The 17,509-nt window shown below is 60.6% G+C and carries 14 protein-coding genes; 6 read left to right on the top strand and 8 right to left on the bottom strand.

The genetic code is table 11. The annotated features are described in order from the left end of the window. The first annotated feature begins 10 nt into the window (after window positions 1-10). Entirely contained in the window at window positions 11-916 is a 906-nt protein-coding gene (locus ACH2ED_RS17205) for a DNA polymerase beta superfamily protein (protein WP_395093803.1), read from the top strand. After that, complete coding sequence (locus ACH2ED_RS17210; protein WP_395093806.1) at window positions 913-2,280, top strand: glycosyltransferase family 39 protein; 1,368 nt, start codon at window positions 913-915, stop codon at window positions 2,278-2,280. Before ACH2ED_RS17205 ends, ACH2ED_RS17210 begins: the two co-directional genes overlap by 4 nt. Here the strand turns inward: ACH2ED_RS17210 and ACH2ED_RS17215 are convergent. From ACH2ED_RS17215 to ACH2ED_RS17230, 4 genes are all read right to left on the bottom strand, one after another. Beyond that, window positions 2,248-3,435 (bottom strand): hypothetical protein, encoded by a 1,188-nt coding sequence (locus tag ACH2ED_RS17215; RefSeq protein WP_395093809.1) that lies wholly within the window; start codon window positions 3,433-3,435, stop codon window positions 2,248-2,250. The two genes, ACH2ED_RS17210 and ACH2ED_RS17215, sit on opposite strands and share 33 nt — an antisense overlap. Before the next feature lie 3 nt (window positions 3,436-3,438). After that, complete coding sequence (locus ACH2ED_RS17220; protein WP_395093812.1) at window positions 3,439-5,457, bottom strand: hypothetical protein; 2,019 nt, start codon at window positions 5,455-5,457, stop codon at window positions 3,439-3,441. A 148-nt stretch (window positions 5,458-5,605) separates the two neighbouring features. Beyond that, entirely contained in the window at window positions 5,606-6,469 is an 864-nt protein-coding gene (locus tag ACH2ED_RS17225; RefSeq protein WP_395093813.1) for an alpha/beta hydrolase fold domain-containing protein, read from the bottom strand. Next, window positions 6,470-7,228: an SDR family NAD(P)-dependent oxidoreductase gene (locus ACH2ED_RS17230; protein WP_395093815.1), complete on the bottom strand. Its 759-nt coding sequence runs from the start codon at window positions 7,226-7,228 to the stop codon at window positions 6,470-6,472. A gap of 88 nt (window positions 7,229-7,316) precedes the next feature. Here ACH2ED_RS17230 and ACH2ED_RS17235 point away from each other — a divergent pair, with 88 nt between their 5' ends. Then, window positions 7,317-7,901: a hypothetical protein gene (locus tag ACH2ED_RS17235; protein ID WP_395093817.1), complete on the top strand. Its 585-nt coding sequence runs from the start codon at window positions 7,317-7,319 to the stop codon at window positions 7,899-7,901. Window positions 7,902-7,955: 54 nt separating this feature from the next. On the opposite strand, the gene ACH2ED_RS17240 is transcribed toward ACH2ED_RS17235, so the two are convergent. After that, a complete protein-coding gene (locus ACH2ED_RS17240; RefSeq protein ID WP_395093819.1) occupies window positions 7,956-8,339 on the bottom strand; it encodes an endonuclease domain-containing protein in 384 nt (127 codons plus the stop codon). A gap of 182 nt (window positions 8,340-8,521) precedes the next feature. Here ACH2ED_RS17240 and ACH2ED_RS17245 point away from each other — a divergent pair, with 182 nt between their 5' ends. Then, window positions 8,522-10,810, top strand: coding sequence for a hypothetical protein (locus ACH2ED_RS17245; RefSeq protein ID WP_395093821.1), 2,289 nt, complete (start codon window positions 8,522-8,524; stop codon window positions 10,808-10,810). A 4-nt stretch (window positions 10,811-10,814) separates the two neighbouring features. On the opposite strand, the gene ACH2ED_RS17250 is transcribed toward ACH2ED_RS17245, so the two are convergent. The 3 genes from ACH2ED_RS17250 to ACH2ED_RS17260 are packed head-to-tail and all read right to left on the bottom strand — an operon-like array spanning window position 10,815 to window position 16,167. Then, window positions 10,815-11,285: a cupin domain-containing protein gene (locus ACH2ED_RS17250; protein WP_395093822.1), complete on the bottom strand. Its 471-nt coding sequence runs from the start codon at window positions 11,283-11,285 to the stop codon at window positions 10,815-10,817. A 56-nt stretch (window positions 11,286-11,341) separates the two neighbouring features. Then, window positions 11,342-13,894, bottom strand: a complete 2,553-nt coding sequence (locus ACH2ED_RS17255) for a CHAT domain-containing protein (protein ID WP_395093823.1) — start codon at window positions 13,892-13,894, stop codon at window positions 11,342-11,344. Further along, the gene (locus tag ACH2ED_RS17260; RefSeq protein WP_395093825.1) at window positions 13,891-16,167 is read right to left on the bottom strand and encodes an ATP-binding protein; all 2,277 of its coding nucleotides are present in this window, start codon (window positions 16,165-16,167) and stop codon (window positions 13,891-13,893) included. Before ACH2ED_RS17260 ends, ACH2ED_RS17255 begins: the two co-directional genes overlap by 4 nt. A 58-nt stretch (window positions 16,168-16,225) precedes the next feature. Between ACH2ED_RS17260 and ACH2ED_RS17265 the strand changes: the two genes are divergently transcribed. Continuing rightward, complete coding sequence (locus ACH2ED_RS17265) at window positions 16,226-16,987, top strand: SDR family NAD(P)-dependent oxidoreductase (protein WP_395093827.1); 762 nt, start codon at window positions 16,226-16,228, stop codon at window positions 16,985-16,987. 9 nt (window positions 16,988-16,996) lie between these two features. Then, a complete protein-coding gene (locus ACH2ED_RS17270) occupies window positions 16,997-17,419 on the top strand; it encodes a cupin domain-containing protein (protein WP_395093829.1) in 423 nt (140 codons plus the stop codon). The last annotated feature ends 90 nt before the right edge of the window (window positions 17,420-17,509 follow it).

The following is a 17,509-nucleotide window of genomic DNA, read 5'->3' on the forward strand; positions in this document are numbered from 1 at the left end:
TTTAGAAACTATGGCAAGCACCGTCGAGCGCCTCGTGCAGCGCAAGCTCATCAGCCCGCCCAAGTGGCTCCCCGCCTGCATCGCCTACGAGACCATCATGGGCTCGATGGCCTACGGCGTTTCCTCGGATTCGTCGGACATGGATGTCTACGGTTTCTGCGTCCCCCCCAAAGACGATGTCTTTCCGCACCTGCGGGGCGAGATTCCCGGCTTCGGTCGGCAGCTCCAGCGCTTCGAGCAGTACCAGCAGCACCATGTCGAGGATAAAGACGCGCTGGCTGGCCGTGGCCGTGAGTACGATCTAACCATATTCTCTCTGGTGAAGTTCTTCCAGCTCGCTATGGAGAACAACCCCAATATCGTGGACTCCCTGTTTACGCCCAGAGAGTGTGTCCTGCACTGCAACTCCCTTGGGGAGCGTGTCCGCGAGAAGCGTCAGATTTTTCTTCATAGAGGCGCGTGGCATAAGTTCAAAGGCTACGCCTACTCTCAAGTTCATAAGATGGAGATCAAGACACCGCAAGAGGGTAGCAAGCGTGCCCAGAACGTGGATGTGTTCGGTTTCGACGTGAAATTTGCTTATCATGTAGTGCGTTTACTTGATGAAATCGAGCAGATACTAACATTAGGTGATCTTGACTTACAGCGCGATAGAGAGCGTATGAAGGCGATCCGGCGCGGCGAGTGGACTCTGGAGCAAGTCAAGGAGTTCTTCGTCACCAAGGAAAAAGAGCTGGAGAGCGCCTACACCGCCAGCAAGCTCCCGCATGGCCCCAATGAGGCGGCGATCAAAACGCTCTTGATGGAGTGCCTGGAAGCGCACTACGGCTCACTCGAAAACGCACTCTCCGTTCCAAACCAGGAGCGGGCGCTTCTCGCACAGATCAAAACCCTCTGCGAGAAGGCAGGCGTATGAGTATCCCCCTAACCCCCGCCGAGCGGGGGGAAAATAAGGAATCGGCTTCCTCCAATCTCCCCCGCCGGGCGGGGGGTGGGGGGCTGGTCGCAGTTCTTATCGCCGCATTCGTGCTCTCCGTGAGCTTTGCCGTCAATGTGCCCTTCGATCATAATCCCGATGAGTCGTCGCACCGGGACTATGTACGGCTTTTAGTGGAGCAAAAAGGGCTGGTGATGTTTGTCCCGAGCCAGGGCCGGAAGCACTTGCCTGCCCATGTGACGGAGACGATGCGGACACGTGAAGGCATGACGGAGCTTCCTGAGGGAGCACCCAGCCGCGACGAAACCCATCAGCCGCCGCTCTACTACCTGCTTGCCGCGCTGGTCTTTGCGGCGACGGGCGGGGGGAGCTTACTAGCACTTCGGCTCGTGGCGCTGCCATTTCAGCTGGCGACCCTCTGGGTGGCGTGGAAGGCAGGGAAAGAGCTGTTTCCCCAGCGCCCGGAGCTGGCTCCCGCGCTGGCGGCCTTTGTAGCGTTTTTGCCCACGCAGGCACAGCTCGGCGGTGCGATTAGCAACGATGCCCCAACGCACTTTTTCTGCGCACTGATTGTCTGGCGGCTTGCACGGTTCTTTGCGCCACACATTCCCCCACCGCATCGGGCCTATGCCTGGAGAGAGGGCACACTCCTAGGGCTGTTTTTTGGACTGGGGCTGCTCACCAAGCTCACGGTACTCCAGCTCTATCCTGTCTTACTTTTGGTGTGCCTGTGGCGACGTCTGCCTTTCACGGTGCTTCTGCTGCCCGTCTTGATTGGATTGCTCATTGCCGCGCCATGGCTGGTGCGTAATCAGATGCTCTACGGAGACCTTCTGGCACAGACGATCTACAAGGCAACGGGGCCGAATTTCTCCCCAAGCGAGATCAGTCAGATTTCCGGGTGGACGCCTGCGGATTACCTGAGAAACACGGGGCTGCGCTCGTTTGTCAGCTTCTGGTGTTTTCTTGACCCTCGGCTACCCACCGTACCGCTGGCTCGATTTATCGGCTCGCCCGTGCTCCTGTTACTAACGCTCGCTCTGGCCCTGACGCCTCTGTTTGGGCTCTATAAAGCAAGTAAAGAAAAAGTAAACGAGCCCGCGTTTGGGTTTGCCACACTGGTACCGCTGTGCCTGGTGCCGTTTTTTACGAAGTTCCTCTCTGAGGTCTTTCAAGCGCAGGGGCGGTATTTTCTCCCATCATTGCTGGCGGTGGCGCTGGTCTGCGTGGGCGGGTATGCGGCGCTACTAAAAAATAGCAAAGCGGCTTTTATTCCTTCAGCCCTGCTTCTCTTGCTCTCGGTGTGGCAGCTAGTTGGAGGAGGATACGCCGCCGTTCGCTGACGGGCGGGCTTGCTGCGGCGCCGTCAGATAACCCAGTCCCCAACCAGCGACAAAAAGCATAATCGCACAGAGTGCCAGAACCAGAGGGCGGTTCATCGCCGATGTGGTGAGCGGGTCGTCGGCAGCGAGCTCCTCCAGCTCCGGCAGTAAATGGGGCCGGAACGGGGCGGGCTGTTTTTCTAGACCAAACTCTAGCCGGGCATAATCACGTCCTATCCGCGCCATGCTCTCGACTGTCTCATTGGCCACCGTGGAGCGGATCCCGAGCGCCTTCAGGTTTCGTGCAATCCGTGCGGCGGTACCCGCGCCTTCACTAGTTCGTTGCCGCCAGACATCGGGCTCCATGGTCTCACCAAGGCGCATTGTCTCCCCGATCTGGTCGGCAAGCTCCGAGGCATCCTGCGTCAGAAGCTGTGTCAGCTCCAGGGTTAGTACATCATCGGGGTGGGGCGAGGGCAGCGCTCCAATCAGCTCCGCACCCAGCCGATCAGCCAGTTGTTTAATCTCCCCACGCCCGGGCAAGAGCAGGGAGGGTGCGCGGAGCACAACAGAGAAAACGCCACGCGGCGTCGGCCGCGTCGAAGGCCACCACGTCGCAAACGTGGCGAACTGGTTTACACCCAGAAGCTGCTGGAGCCAGCGCTTCAGCGCCGCTTCGTTCTCTGGGGTAAACGGGAGCTCAGGGGCAAGCGGCTCGGGGATAGCGGCCCTGGCGGTACTGGCGGGCGGAGGCGGGGGCTGGAGGTTTAGCAAGGTCAGGTCTTGAAGCTGCCCCTTCGTTCGAATCGCATCCCAGACTGCATCCGCGCTCATCAGAGTCAGTGGCCCACCCATGTTGAGGAGCTGCTCCGCAGGGAGCAGTAGGTGCAGGTACTCGACCCCGCGCCGCTGCCCTGCCAGCTCCTTGTCATCGGTGATGCGGGAGAGAGCCCAGAGATCCTTACGAATCTGCCAAAAGAAAAAGACTTTATTTGTCTCTGAGGGCATCTCGATATCCGAGTAGAACCCGTGGCAGAGAAAGCGAATGGACTCGGAGAGGCGCTCTTTGGTATCCGCGCTCCCATCTGCCACCATGGCCGTTACTTTGTAGTCGTCGTAAGGGCCACGTCCGCTACGAAACACCGCCCACTGCACGCCGATGTGCCCCTCGCTCATAGCTTACCTTCCTGTTGTACGGCGCTCTTCAATCGCTGTTTGCCAGAGTTCGACAACCTTCTCAATATGCCGAATCGCATCCAGGTGGCGCTGTGCTGTGGTATCGGTACTCCCCAGAAGCCAGCGCCGTAGCTCGGTAAACGTGGTCACGTTCCACCGCAGGGCCCGCGCCGTCAGCCAGAGCAGCGGGGTGGCACAGTTGGTAGGTGTCGTGTCCTGAGGGGAGATCATCTCAAATTTCCGGGTGGTATCCGGCTGCCCATCCGTACCATTGACGGGCCGGGAGGCCGTGATCGCAGTCGTCTTGAAGATCTCCACATCCGCAAAGCCTGGCCCCGTGGCGCGGCACTTCTCTTCCCACTCCTGCAAAATCCCAAAAGGGCCATCGTAGCGTAGCAGCGACGAGTTCACTTCGTCTTTGCCGCGCACCCGGCGCTCCCCGTAGATCAGGTTATCCATCTGCACATGGTTAGGCAGACCACTAGCAAGGTCCACACACTCATCACACTTGGTCATCACCATTCCGACAGGAATCACGCGGTTCTTGCCATTTCCCTCGATACGCCCCTCCGAATTGATTCCCATCTTCCGGTCGGTCTTGCCATCAATGAGAATATCCATCGCGGCTCGAAAGGCGTTATGAACATCGCTCAGGCCCTCTTCCTGAACACCGCGTCGCAGCGCGGAGATATCTCCCACGAAGAGAATCCCATCGGAGTCGGCGATCCGGTTCCAGTACTTGCGGTGGGCATCGGCGGAGTGGTCACTCGTCACCAGAAGGCTTCCTGGATAGTCCAGCAGGTTGATTCGGGCGACTTTGGTGGGCTGCTCCCCTTTACGCAGGCGAACAAAGACATCGAACTTGAACTCGCGCATTCCCTGCGTACTGGGTGGCCACTGGTTATAGGTATAGATAAGGTCAGAGAGGTAGTCGAGATTACGATCCTGGTAGAAACGCTGCTGGGCCTGATCGAGCTGCTCATAGTTCACCGGCGTGATATCCACCGGCTTGACAATCACCCCGTAGCGCTCCGCCGTGTTCTCCTGCCACTCTTTATAGGCACCAGCCAGCAGCACCGTCTTGCCCGATTCGCGGCCTCCGATAACCGTGAAGTTCATCTCCAGCGCCTCGCCGCCCGTGGCCACGTAGCGCGAGTCTCTGCCCTGCCTGCCCCCTTGCAAGAAGCGCAGTTTCTGGTCGGCTTTCCACGCCCATGCGAGTGTCAGCCCAGCCCAGCCAAAGCCAACCAGAGCAGGAATTCCCGTCGCCCAGGTCATAAAGGGCCAGTTCTGAATGATCCTATCAGTGAGGTCATTGAGCGGCAAGGTCAAGAGCGCAACCAAAGCGGCCTGCGGGAGAATCTGGATAATTCCCATTCCTCCTCCCGCCATGACCGCATCCCCGCGCACCGCCAGCCGCCGTGCGACAAGCAGCCCGATCGTGGCCGCAATCGCCAGCGCGATAAAGCGCGAGACATAGTAGGCAGCATTGCGGACATCCGTCGGTATGCTGGGGAAAATAGCGCGCGCCATCAAAATCGTGAAGACTGCCACAACCCCTGTGACGATACCGGTCACCGCCCAATCACGCAGCGCATCCACTGCCTTGTAGGTAGCTCCTTTACCCGCAGCGGCTTTCTTGGCAACCAGAGAGCGTAGGATCGCCGTGGCGATAAACGCCGCGAGGATCGCTCCTATAGGAACCAGGCTATAGGCAACCCGGAGCCCTTGTGAGGTCGTGGACTTAGCCATGGACCAGAGTAGCGCCTTAAACCACATCAGCAGGCCGCCCATTCCAATCAGCAGTGCCCACTTGGCCAGCTCCGCGACCTTCAAGCGCTCCATCGGATCCAAGCGCTGGATGAGCTTTTTGTCAGCCGTCTTGGCCGTCACCAGAGGAGCGGGCGTCTGCGCGGGACGCTCGTACTGAGAAAGATTAGGACTGGGAAGCTCCGTGGGGGGCGGGACGAGCACATCGGGATCCGCCGAAAAATCGGATTCTTTGAACGCCTCTCGTGGCATTTGAGTATAAACCTTTACAGGGCAAGTTGCCTGAGAGGATACCATAAAACTACCAGGTTGTAGCGACGGAATCCCTCGTGACAATGGTGCTGGGTTATAAGTCGGTATATTTATCTAAAAACTAAACCGTGGCTCCTGTGGCAGCCGTCTAGCGCTTGAGATACTTGTCGAAAAACGCAAAGAGTGCGCTGTCGGCTTGCTTTGCCTGCTCGCCGCCAAAGCCATGCCCTGCGCCTTGTAGCGTCACCAGTTCGGCATCTACTCCAGCAGCCAGCAAGCGATCCACCATCCAGATAGACTGCTCGTAGGCGACATAGTTGTCTTTCGTGCCATGGACGCAAAGAGTCGGTGGGGCAAGCGGCGTCACCCAGTAGAGTGGGCTCGCGGTAATATGTTTTGGGCGCTCTTTCTCCACATTGCCCCCCAGAAAGAGCGGGAGCACCTCGGCGGCATCCACGCTCTTGCCGTAGGACTTGGTGAGATCACTGGGTCCGTAGAAGTTGACCACACAGCTGACCTTGCTGGACTGCGCCGGGTTTCCGCCCTCGCCCTCCAGCTCTTTAACGCCCCCGGTCACTCCCAGATAGAGCGCTAGGTGCCCCCCCGCAGAGCCACCCGTCACCCCGATCCGCTCCGGGTTAATGTGGTACTTGGCCGCGTTTGCCCGCAGCCAGCGCACGGCAGCTTTCACATCGTGGATGGCCGCTGGAAACGGATACTTGGGCGCGAGCCGATAGTCTACCGTGATCGCAACATAGCCCCGTGCGGCGAGCTGCTTGATGAGGCCATCGTAGCCATCGCGGGTTCCTGCCCGAAAGCCTCCTCCGTGGATGCAGAGCACGGCGGGGAAAGGGCCATCGCCTTTTTCAGGCCGCGCCAGATCGAGTAGCAGGTGCTGGTTGTCGGGGTTGGTGAACTCGATCCCCTTCTCAAAGACCACGCCCTCTTGTGCCCGAACCGGGGCAAGTGCCAGCAGTAGTAGCGCCAGTGCGCCCAGTACGTTTTGTTTCATTTAGTGCATGTCCAGGCCACCGGAGATATCAATCGAGCCCCCGGTGATGTAGGCCGCTTTCTCGCTGGCGAGATAGGCAATCAGCTCCGCGATCTCGTCGGGGCGGGAGAGGCGCTTGACCAGCAGCTTGGCCATAAATGCCTCAACATCTTTGTCGCCGCCGGTCTGGCGGCGCTCGGCGAAGTTCTTCTGCATCATGCCTGTGTCCACGGCGGCAGGGCAGACGCAGCAGACCCGAATTCCCTCTTCGCCCAGCGAGATCGCTGCGGACTTGGTCAGATGAATCATCCCGGCTTTGCTCAAGCCATAGATGGTCTGCGTGGGCCGCCCGGAGCGCCCGGCAGCACTGGCGACATTGACAATCACACCACCATTGCCGAACTTCTTCATCTCGACGGCAACCGCTTGCAGGCAGAAGAATGCGCCTTTGAGGTTGATGTCCATCAGCCAGTCGTAGGTTTCTTCCGTGACATCCCAGATTGGCTCCAGGCGAAAGACACCGGCATTATTGACTAAACAGTCCAGCCGCCCCAGTTTTGCGGCCAGTGCAGCAAAGACCTCGCGGATCTGGGCGACATCGCGAATGTCCAGAACCGCCGTCTCCGTGCCCTCGCCCACTTGCTCCGCCGCACCCGCCAGTGCCTCGGCGTTCACATCCACCAACACCACTTTCCAGCCATCGCGGCGCAATAGCTGCCCCGTCACAATACCAATCCCCCCGGCCCCACCGGTCACTACCGCCACCTTTTGATTACTCATGCCGCTAACATTCCCTTCCGCAAGGGCGATTTCCTGTCACCAACGCGCAAAAAAACGCGTCTTTAACTTCCGAAGGAGTATTTATGACATGCTGACCCTATTTACGGCTCACGCCGCCCCTGCCTCGGCGTTCCGGGTAGACGACGAGACAATTCGCATCACGATCCAGAGCGACAAGAAAAAAGAAAAAGAGCAAGAAAAGGAAAAGGACAAATCCGAGAAGAAGCACAAACACCGCCATCGTGACGAGGACGACAACAATGACGACGAAGGCGAAGACGGTGGCAAGCCCGCTGTGACTCTACTCAGCGGCACCTACGACCCGCGCGGCGTGGGTTACGGTGCGCTACGTCAGGTCACCCTTTCGTCGCAGGGGGTGTTTCTGGACTACCTCAAGGGCAATGGCCCCACCAAGGCCGAGGTGATCGGAGTGGGCATCAATGGCGGTGCCTTTGTGGAGCGGCACAATCACGCACCTATCTCCCCGTTTCTCAACTGGGGCTGGGGCGTCTACCACGCGCGCGGCAACAGCTCCGAGACCAAGCTGGCCTGGCGGCTTGGGATGGGGATCACGACCAAAGTTGGGTTTGTCGCCAAGCTCCAGCTCTTAGACACCAAGCTCAAAAACGGCGACCTGCGCGGCTCCTCGCTGATGTTTGGCTGGCGGTTCTAGCCTCACCAGCCCTCACGCTTTGGACCCACCCGCCTCGTTCCTCGGCACCCTCCCTCAGGGCAGGGAGGGTTGGGGGAGGGTTTGGAGGGCTTCGAGAATACGCTGGCTAAGCTCCTGGTCAGAGAGACGCATGACCTCGGCGTTTGTCAGGCGCAAGAAGCTCAGATTGTCCTCTGATCGAAGATGTGATTCTCGGTTTTGGTCATATTGAGCGATGTCGGGGCGGAGATGAATCTCACCGTCAATCTCTAGGGCGAAGCGCTTCTGGGCACAGTAGAAATCAAGAATAAATCGTCCCACGACCCGCTGTCGTAAGAAACGATACCCGCCACAGCGCCGCTGCCGAATCACTTCCCAGACACGACGCTCCGCCCAGGTCATTTCCCGACGCATCTGTCGGGCGTAGTTACGAACTTGTAGATAGTTTTCTCTTCTCATGCCTGTAGAACGGTTGAGAAGTGCCCATTCTAATAAAAATCAAAAACTATTTTTTCCCCTCCCCCAACCCTCCCTGCCCTGAGGGAGGGTGCCGAGGAACGAGGCGGGTGGGTTCAAAGCGTGGGTCCAAGGCGGGTTCAGATCAGGCAGGAAATTTAGAGTGGGGTGAGGAACTGTGTGCTATGGTTCCTGTCATTCCCGCTCTCGTTTTTTTCGCGCAGGCTGCCCCACAGAACAATCCGAGCACCGCGCCACGCTACTTCACCAACGCAGAAAACGTCAGGCGTATCGCCGCAGGGAAGCGCTTTGTCGCCTTTGCCACGTCGGGCGGCGTCCGAGTTTTTGAGCGCGAAACGCAGAAGTGGCGCGTCTACACCCAGAACGACGGCCTCCCGACGCACAATATCCACGATGTGGTCTTCGATCCACAAAAGCCCGACACGCTCTGGATTCTGTGCGGCTCGTGGGGCGACTGGGCAAACGAGCAGCCGGAGCCAGACTTGCGCATTGCGACGCTGGATTTAGCAAGCGGCAAAGTCGAGTCCGTCGCGCCTCCAATTCTCGCACCTCGCACGGCACGCATGGGCTACCACTACTTTCTGGACTATCGCCTGAGCCTCTCCGACGGCTGGGCGTTTGTGTTCACCGACAAAGGCGCGGCGCTGGTGTGGGATCGCAACGCGAAGAAATGGTCACGTGAGATTACTGTCGAAGCCACGCCCCCACGCCCCAGCAACTACGCCGGGCACTCCTCCAGCCTACAGCTAGTCGGTAGCTCGGACAGCACCCTGGCTTTCTTCATCCAAACAAAGCTCACCTACATAAACCAGTCCCGAGTGATTCAGGGGGCAAATGGCGAACCTACTCAGGTTGTCAATCAGATGATTCCCATGGGCGATGGCCTGCCGCCTCATATCCTTCTCTACGACCGCCAGACTGGCCGTAGCACGCGCCACCCTATCGGCCAGGATTTGATGGGACAGCCCCGTGTTGTGTCAGATGGCCCCGGAAAACGGCCCACCATCATCAATGGAGGGCGGCCAGGGCGGCTGGTTCCCGACACACGCCCTGGAGCCTTTCTCATCGAGTCCCTGGCAAGTGAGCTCACCTCGTCCACGCCTGAAGGCGGCTACAGCGTCGCCTACACGCTGATTCGCCATCGGGTTGCTCCTAACTTGAAAGAGCCCGTGATGATTGGCTCCGAGAAGATCACCAATCAGCAGGCAGCACTGATCCAGCAGGCATCGCGCCAAAGAGTTCCGTTCTGGACAGATTTTCTAGTGGACGGTAACACACTCTGGGTGACGAGTTACAACGACCCCAACTACCCGCAGTCGGCGGGGATTGCGTGGCTGGACTTGGCGACTGGAAAGTGGGCCGGGCCAAAACCGGCAGAGAATGGTTTGAAGGCAAATTTTGCACGCCTGAGTCTTAATTCTAGCGATATCTTTGCCTGGCAACAGTTTTCCTTTGTGCGACGATACACGACCAAGGTGGACGACTTTCTACCCGTAACAGCATCTAATCCCAGAGATTTACCCTCTCCGCAGCTTTTCCCTGTCTTCTCTCACCCCGATCCCCGCGCAAAGCCGACCAATGACGAAGACCGATTTGCCTGGGCAGATCTCCGCGTACTGGGAACCAATGGGAACCAGGTGCTGGTTTTGGGACCGGCAGAGGCCAGTCGTCGTTATCAGAGAGAAGGCAATGGGTTTAAGTCTTTCGTCGTTAAGTACGACACTTATTACTTTTACGACACGCAAACCAAAAATCTCACTCCGCTTGAAATGAAAGGGCTGGGCGCACTGATTCCCCGCGCGGCAGGCTTCAGTGACAATGCCCTATTCTTTCTCACTGAGGAGCGAGTGCCGGGCGAGCGGCGCGGTGCGCCCGTGGTGGTGCGCTGGGACTCGAAAACCGGGGTCGTCACGCGCTACCCGGAATCTCTGTTTCGTGATGTCAGTGTTGCGGCGCAGCGGGCGGCGGGAACACGCCAGCAGGCGGACTTGAGGAAGCGCCAGACGGAGCGCAACGTGCGGCTGCTGCGCGACCCCAAAAGCCAGGAGCCCGCCATTGAGATCAAGGCTGTCCAGCAGTTTATCTATCCCTTGAGCAGCAGCTTTATCAAGGCGGCAGGGACAACCTGGCTGCGGCTCGACCAGCACTTGTTTCGTTACGATGCCAATAAAAACACCTGGCTCGCCGAGGGGCTGGCCGATAGCGTGAGTGCCGAGGGTGAGACGGCGCTCTGGAAGCAAGCCGGGCCGTCGCAGTGGCGCTTCGAGGGCGCCGAGGCACCGCGGCTACGCGGGGAAGTCTCACGGTGGAGCACGGAAACCGGCTGGCAGAGGCTGGAACTCGGCGAGAGTGCACGGCAGGCAGGCAGCAGCGTCCTCTTTCACGACGGGGCGCTCTGGCTCACGGGAGTCGGGGCGCTCCGATTGCCACAGAGCGCCTGGCAGCTCAAGTAAAGAATCAGTCGGGCAGGAGGATCATATTGGCGCGGGCTGCGATCTCGCCAATCCGCTGGGGGGTGACTTCCTCAGGAGTAAGGGCAGCAACCTCCGCGAGGCCATTCTCGACGCCGCCTGGGGTGAGAACTTGGAAAGCACGGGCGGGCTGACCGCCAGTAGCGCGGTGGGTGTGGGCGATCCCCTTGGGCAAAAAGATAAAATCGCCGGGCTGCGCGACAACGGCAAAGTCCTCGCCAGCGGTGATCGCGAGCTGGCCCTCCAGAACAAAGAACGCCTCGTCGGCATCCTGGTGCAGGTGCTTGGGGAGCTGGCTTCCGGCAGGCGATGTCCAGAGCATTATCGTGAGTGCGCCTCCAGTCTCGGCGGCGAGCGCGAGCGGGGCGAAGCCCTCACCCAGGACGGCGAGGGAGGAGAGTTTATCGGGCGCACTGGGGCGCAAGTACGGCTGACTCATAGTTTTAGGTTCCTTCATGCGGAGGATCATCCCCCCGACAGAGTTCACTTTAGAGCACCGTCCTTAACCAAGTCTTACAAGCCGCGGCCCACTAAAATAAAAGCGGCCCAGTAGTACGGATGCTCACGGTTTGGGGTTTTGCGGGCTGTCTGAGCGGCATGACACAGGGCGACGGGCTTGCTCTGGCCACGCTTGAGCGCGGTGTAGAAAGTCTCCATCCAAACGACCGTGGAATCATCGGCCACGGACCACTGGCTCAGCACGAGGTTGCGTGCGCCCGCCGCCGTGAGCGCCCAGCTTAGCCCGCGCACGCCCTCGCCCGTGAGAATCTGGCCCCGCGCCGTGTTGCACGCGGAGAGGGTCGCGAGCTCCACCCCAGAGAGATCCAGCCCCAGCAGCTCCCGGGCAGTGAGAAAGCCATCGTCGCGCAGGGGCTCGCTCGGGTCAGAGAGTACCAGGCAGGACAGGAGCGGCGCGGCATCGTTGATAAAGGCATGGGCCGCCAGATGCAGCCAGCGGCAGCGCACGGCGGCAGCCTTCACCTGGCTTTCCTGGGCCTGCTTGCCCACCAGCACGTGCGTGCCTGGAAAGAGCCTTGCCAGCGCCTGCACTTCCCGAGTCGTGCCCGGCAGCGCCGCCGTGGCAGCGCCTGCGGGTAAAAAAGCACTCCGCTCTGGCGCGATAATGGGCCTTTCGGGCGCAATTATCGGACGCTCGGGAGCAACTATGGGACGCTCTGGGGCGATAATCGGGCGGCTCCAGCCGGAGAGATTAGGCGCGGCCACTGCGAGCAGTGCAGTGGGACGTGGCGGGGGTGGCGGGAGGGTGCGCTGCGCGTGCCAGAGCGCCCCCGAGAAGGCGTAGCTCAGGGGAATTCCCTCCAAAACGACGGCGAAGGGAACCTCCCAGAGCACGCCATCCGGACAGAGAATCACCTGCTCAATGCCACGCAACTGCGGCTCCAGCGGCGTTATCAGCGCCTCCGCAACGGCTTTCGCGGCTTCCTGCCACGGACGCTCCGGGTGGCTACAGGCATGGCGCAGCCGGGCGATCCGACTCTGAAGCTCAGCCAGCGGTATCTCCAACGCGATCAAAACGGTACGCTCGCGGCGAACGGCCAGAACCTGCACTTTTTCCTGGCCGTGTGTTGTCCAGACAAAGTCTAAAAGCAGCTCTTTTGGGCCGAGCTGTGCTTGAACCTGCGCCCGTGTCGGTTCTGCGGCGGCGTGACGAAGCGCGGTCTGTGGTACAAGGGCGTGGAGCAAGTCGTAGAAGCGTGCCAGGGCGCTCTCCGCATCACGTAGCTCGCTCTGGAGTGCCGTAAAGCGCTTCTTGCCACCAATATCATTGGCGATCCCCTCACGCACCAGAGCGGCATTGAGCTGCGCACAGCGCGTCCGTAGCGCGGTCTCCTCCAGGCCGGGAGGCGCTTCTTGACGAGCTCGCCCCGCCACGAGCTGCTCCCGCAGCGCACGGGCCTTGAGCTTCTGCACCAGTTCAAATACCTCGGAGCTTTGTGCGGGAAGTAGCCCCAGCAGGCGCTCGTAGGGGGCGCGGCTTTCCTGGCGAAACGCCTGGTCGGCGGCATCTAGCCCGGCGTAGGTGCGGCGATGCTGCTCCAAAATGGCAATCGCGGCGCGGCAGGCAGCGGCGGCCTCGGAGCGCTTTGCTAGCTTTTGGAGCGCCTGGGCATGGCGTTCCTGGAAGTACGGCAGGTCGCTGCGCCAGCCGTAATTGACGCAAAGCACAATCAGCTCCGTACAGAGTGTCGCGACTTGAGCCCAGTTGCTCTCATAACCGGCAAAGTCCAGAGATTTTTGGAGTGCCCCCCGCTCCTCCTGAGGGCTCTTTTGCTGCTGCGCAAGCGCTTGGTGCTCCCGTAGCAGCTCCCTAGCTCTGGTTTTGTCGCCATAGAAATACTCAAAAGAGGCAAGTGCGCCCAGCGCCGCAAGCCGCTCCGGCCAGAGCTCGCGCTGGGTGCAGAGCTCAAGCTGCTCCGCAAAGCACAGCCGGGCTTCGCGAGGGCGCTTTAGCAGCCCCAGCACACTAGCACGCAGCCCTAGCATCTGCGCCTGCTCATGAAACGAGGCGGTGGGGATAGCTTTCGCCAGCAGCTCCACGGCTTCCGTGTAGGCAGACGGATCGCCCCAGCTCACCAGGAGATTTGCCTCCCCCCGTAGATTTTTCTCCCGCTGAAGTCGGCGACGATCACGCTCCAGAAAAACATGCGCTCGTGTTTTGTCTCCCTTTCCCAGATAGGCGCGCATCAGCCGGTTTGTCCCAAGCTCTCCCGCGGCTTCGTAGAGCGCAATGGCCTGATCCTGTAGGTGCAGCTCCGTGTAGAGATCGCCCAGCGCAATCGAGACCGATGCCTCGCCTGGCAAGAGCGTGTGGGCCTCGTACAGACAAGCGAAGGCGATGAGCGGCTGGCGGTTGCTCTGGCAGTCCCGGGAGAGCTCGATCAGGGCGGCGACGATCTCTGTCGGATTTTCTCGCTGACGCCAGCCTTCGATGCGTTGCCGGTTGAGGAGGATCGCCTGGTCATAGTTCAAGACACGTCGTGCCTCACCCGCCTCTCGTCGTAACAAGTCCAGCTCGGCAGGAGTAGGGAGCTGCTGTGGGCTCATCCGAGCTTCTCCCTAAGCTGTGCTGTGTACTCTGCAAGAGGGCTTCCGAGATCCCGGAAGCGGCGCTCGGCCTCGGTGTAGAGTGCTCGGGCTTTCTCTGGCTCGCCCTGCTGCTGCGCGACTTCCCCTAAGTTGCTCAGTGCCCGCGCCACCCCCGAGGGGTTTTCCAGTGCCTCTTCCAGCTCCTGCGACGCCGCATACGCCTGGCCTGCTGCCACCCAGTCGGAGCGCAAGAAGGCGAGGTTTCCTAGGTTATTGAGCGCGGAGCTGACGGCGTGCTGATCGCCGGTCTCTTTGAGGATCGCAATCGCCTCCCGTAGCGCCGTCTCCGCTGCTGTTCGATCCAGGGTCGCATCCAGAAAGGCAAGATACCCCAGATTGTTGCGCATCCGCGCCGCCGCCGGCCACTCCCCGACGGCAGTATAGAGCGCCAGCGCCCTCTCAAAATGCGTCCGGGCTTGTGTATAGTCTTGCTCCTGCTCGGCAGCCTGGCCCAGAAGATTCCGTGCCTCCGCCTCGTCCGCAGGGCCTGCCGCTAAGGCGAGGGCTTTCTCAGCACAGGCGCGGGCCCGCTGCGGCACTTGCAGGTCCAGGTGAAGCCCGGCACTCTCGCAGAGAAGCCCGTGGTGCGTGGGGGCACAGGCAAGCGCTCTCTCCAGCGGGCTCACCGCCGCCTGGGCGTAGCCGCGACGGCGCAGAAACCGCCCGAGTGCCAGCCCCAGGCAGCGGGTCGTCTCCACAGTCACAGAGCGAGAGAGTGCCGCCTCCAGGTTCGCCTGCTCGCGGGCCAGTGCTTGCAGTGCAGCACTCTCGCCGTGTGTGCGAAGCGCACTCAGGTGTTGGGCTGAAAAAGCACAGAAATACGTGGCGTGACGTACCAGCAGCTCCGGCCTACTCGCCTCGGGAAGAGCGGAGGCGAAGGCACGCAGCGGCTCCAGAAAACGATAGCGCTTCTCACTCAGTACCACGAGCGAGCGCCCCACAAGCCGGGTCAGCAGTGGCGCGATCTGCTTCGTCTCCAAAGCGGGATCTCCACAGACTGCCTCCGCTGCCTCTAGGCTCCAGCCCCCCGAGAAGACCGACAGCCGGGCAAAGAGACACCGCTCGCTCTCGGAGAGCAAGTCCACCCCCCACTGAATTGCCGCCTCCAGTGTGCGGTGACGTGGGGGAGCGGAGAGATCTTCTCCCAGCAGCAGCAGGAAGCTCCCCTCCAGGCGCAGTGCCAGCTCCGTGGCAGAAAGCGCAGCAATCTGCGTGGCCGCCAGCTCGATCGCCAGAGGAATGCCATCTAGGCGACGGCAGATGATCGTGATGGCTTTTTCCTCAGGGAAGGTCGGCTGCCACTGCGGACAGGCTTCCTGTGCCCGCTCGCAAAACAGCGCCTCCGCATCGGTGAGGGTCAGGGAAGGCACCCGCCAGACGGCTTCCCCAGGAATATGCAGCGGCTCGCGACTGGTTACCAGGAGCCGAACCTGCGGTGCCTGCGTGAGGAGTGTACGCACCAGTAGCGCGGAGTCCGAGAGGACTTGCTCACAGTTATCAATAAAAATAAGAACTTGTTGCTCTTTCAAAGCACGAAGTACGGCAGCGTGCCCCTCACTCGCCGCTCCGAAGCGCAGCCCCAGTGCTTGCGCGAGTGTGTCGGTCAGCCGTGCCCCAGGGGTGAGCGCACTAAAATCGGCGAAGACCACCCCATTACGAAAGTGCGCCGCACTCAGGCGAGCCACTTCCTGAGCCAGCCGGGTCTTGCCCACACCGCCTGCACCCGTGAGAGTGACAAGCCGACTCTGGAGTAGCAGCCCACACACGCGCTCCAAGTCGCGCTCGCGGCCCCGCAGTGGAGTGAGCGGCAGTGGCAGATTATCATGGCGTTCGAGATTCAGTATCTGTACTTGCTCACGATGCGTCCGCTCATTGAGCACCCACTCATCGCTCCAGCCCGCCAAAAATGCCCCGCTGTGACGAGCCGCTTGGGGGTCTTGCAGATCGGTGTGGCAGTGTAAGCGCAAGCGGCTTCCCTCAGCGAGGAGAAGGCTGTCCGCTGCCTCACCCAGCGCCACGCGTAGCTCCAGGAGTGTCCGGCGCAGGTAGAACCGCCCCCGGGTCTCGTCGGCGTCCGGCCAGAGTGTCTCCGCCAGCCACGCGCGCTCCACCTCGCGGGGCGCACGCAAAGCCAAGAGTGCTAGCAGCCGCGCCGCCAGCCGCCCACAAACCACAGGCGCCTCCCCAAACCGGGCATCCCATCCTCCGAAAAATTTAACCAAGAGCGCCATTCGCACTATTTTACGCCGAATTTGTAACAGAGCGAGCGGTATAATCACCGCGACAACGATGAACATCAATCTGCAGCACAGAGTCGCGCTGGTAACGGGGGCCGCCCGGGGCATTGGCAAAGCAATCGCTGAGTGTCTGGCTGCCAACGGTGCGACGGTCTACGTCGCCGATTTAGGCCGTACCGAGGCGCCACACTCCCTCGTGATGGATGTCACCGACTCGGCACAGATCGCCGCCGCGCTGGCGCAGATCGAGCAGGAGCAGGGGCGGCTGGATATTCTGATCAACAACGCGGGGGTCAACACGCTAGCGCACCGAGTGAACCTAGACGCTTTCCCTCAAGCCGAGTGGGATCGGATTCTGGCCGTGGATCTGACGGGCGTCTATCAAGTCAGCCGCGCCGCGATTCCGTTTCTACGCAAAGCTCCTGAAGACGGGCGGCGCATCGTCAATATCGCCTCAGTGGCCGGGCTAGTGCCGCTACGGCTCCAGTGCGCGTTCACGGCAGCCAAGGCGGGCGTCATCAACCTCACGAAAGCTATGGCACTGGAGCTTGGCCCGGAGAATATTCTCGTCAACGCCATCGCCCCCGGTTCGATCTTGACACAGGGAACGGAGCAGCTTTTCTACGGCGACGACGGTCTGTTTAAAGACTCTGTCCAGCGGCTCCTTGATCACATTCCCCTAGGCCGCCCCGGTACGCCTGAGGAGATCGCCCATGCAGCATTATTTTTGGTCGCCCCCGAGAGCAGCTACATCAACGGCCACTGCCTCACCGTGGATGGCGGCTGGACAGCGGGCTACCACCGCGAGTTTTAGGAGAACAAAATGGCAAAGATTACCGAATTCAAGGGCTACCAGAGCGACGCCCCTCCGATCATCCCCAAGCCCGAGACCCCGCCCGACCCAATGATCGTCACCGTGCAGGAAGGCGTCCCCGTGGCCTATCCCAACTGCCACGGCCTCGGGGTGCGCGTGGTGCATCCGGTCAACCCCAACGCCCCCGCTAAGAACATGGGCCTTGTGATGTTCTATATCCCGCCACATGCCCTGCTCTCGCCCGGCTCCCACGAGACCGAGGAGACCTACGTGATTTTAGAGGGCAAGGGCAAGATGACCTTCGCCCGCTACGAGCGTGAGGTCAAAAAAGGCGACTTTGTCTACCTGCCCCCGTGGTGCGTCCACGGCATCGAGAATAGCGGCGCCGAGACGCTGGTCGTGCTAATTGCAACGTCCCCCCCGAATCCATAATTAAACGACCGAGGGGACTGTCTGCTTTAGCTGACAGGGGAATCGGCAACCGCACGGCACAGGTGCGCTGCGCACCATGCCGCATAGAAA

Source organism: Armatimonas sp. (genome assembly GCF_043757465.1).
Classification (GTDB): domain Bacteria; phylum Armatimonadota; class Armatimonadia; order Armatimonadales; family Armatimonadaceae; genus Armatimonas.

Coding starts and splice junctions, on each gene's coding strand:
- ACH2ED_RS17210 (WP_395093806.1), top strand. CDS start 913: ATGAGTATCCCCCTAACCCCCGCCGAGCGGGGGGAAAATAAGGAATCG.
- ACH2ED_RS17265 (WP_395093827.1), top strand. CDS start 16,226: ATGAACATCAATCTGCAGCACAGAGTCGCGCTGGTAACGGGGGCCGCC.
- ACH2ED_RS17225 (WP_395093813.1), bottom strand. CDS start 6,469: ATGAAACAAAACGTACTGGGCGCACTGGCGCTACTACTGCTGGCACTT.
- ACH2ED_RS17215 (WP_395093809.1), bottom strand. CDS start 3,435: ATGAGCGAGGGGCACATCGGCGTGCAGTGGGCGGTGTTTCGTAGCGGA.
- ACH2ED_RS17245 (WP_395093821.1), top strand. CDS start 8,522: ATGGTTCCTGTCATTCCCGCTCTCGTTTTTTTCGCGCAGGCTGCCCCA.
- ACH2ED_RS17205 (WP_395093803.1), top strand. CDS start 11: ATGGCAAGCACCGTCGAGCGCCTCGTGCAGCGCAAGCTCATCAGCCCG.
- ACH2ED_RS17230 (WP_395093815.1), bottom strand. CDS start 7,228: ATGAGTAATCAAAAGGTGGCGGTAGTGACCGGTGGGGCCGGGGGGATT.
- ACH2ED_RS17220 (WP_395093812.1), bottom strand. CDS start 5,457: ATGCCACGAGAGGCGTTCAAAGAATCCGATTTTTCGGCGGATCCCGAT.
- ACH2ED_RS17260 (WP_395093825.1), bottom strand. CDS start 16,167: ATGGCGCTCTTGGTTAAATTTTTCGGAGGATGGGATGCCCGGTTTGGG.
- ACH2ED_RS17250 (WP_395093822.1), bottom strand. CDS start 11,285: ATGAAGGAACCTAAAACTATGAGTCAGCCGTACTTGCGCCCCAGTGCG.
- ACH2ED_RS17270 (WP_395093829.1), top strand. CDS start 16,997: ATGGCAAAGATTACCGAATTCAAGGGCTACCAGAGCGACGCCCCTCCG.
- ACH2ED_RS17240 (WP_395093819.1), bottom strand. CDS start 8,339: ATGAGAAGAGAAAACTATCTACAAGTTCGTAACTACGCCCGACAGATG.
- ACH2ED_RS17235 (WP_395093817.1), top strand. CDS start 7,317: ATGCTGACCCTATTTACGGCTCACGCCGCCCCTGCCTCGGCGTTCCGG.
- ACH2ED_RS17255 (WP_395093823.1), bottom strand. CDS start 13,894: ATGAGCCCACAGCAGCTCCCTACTCCTGCCGAGCTGGACTTGTTACGA.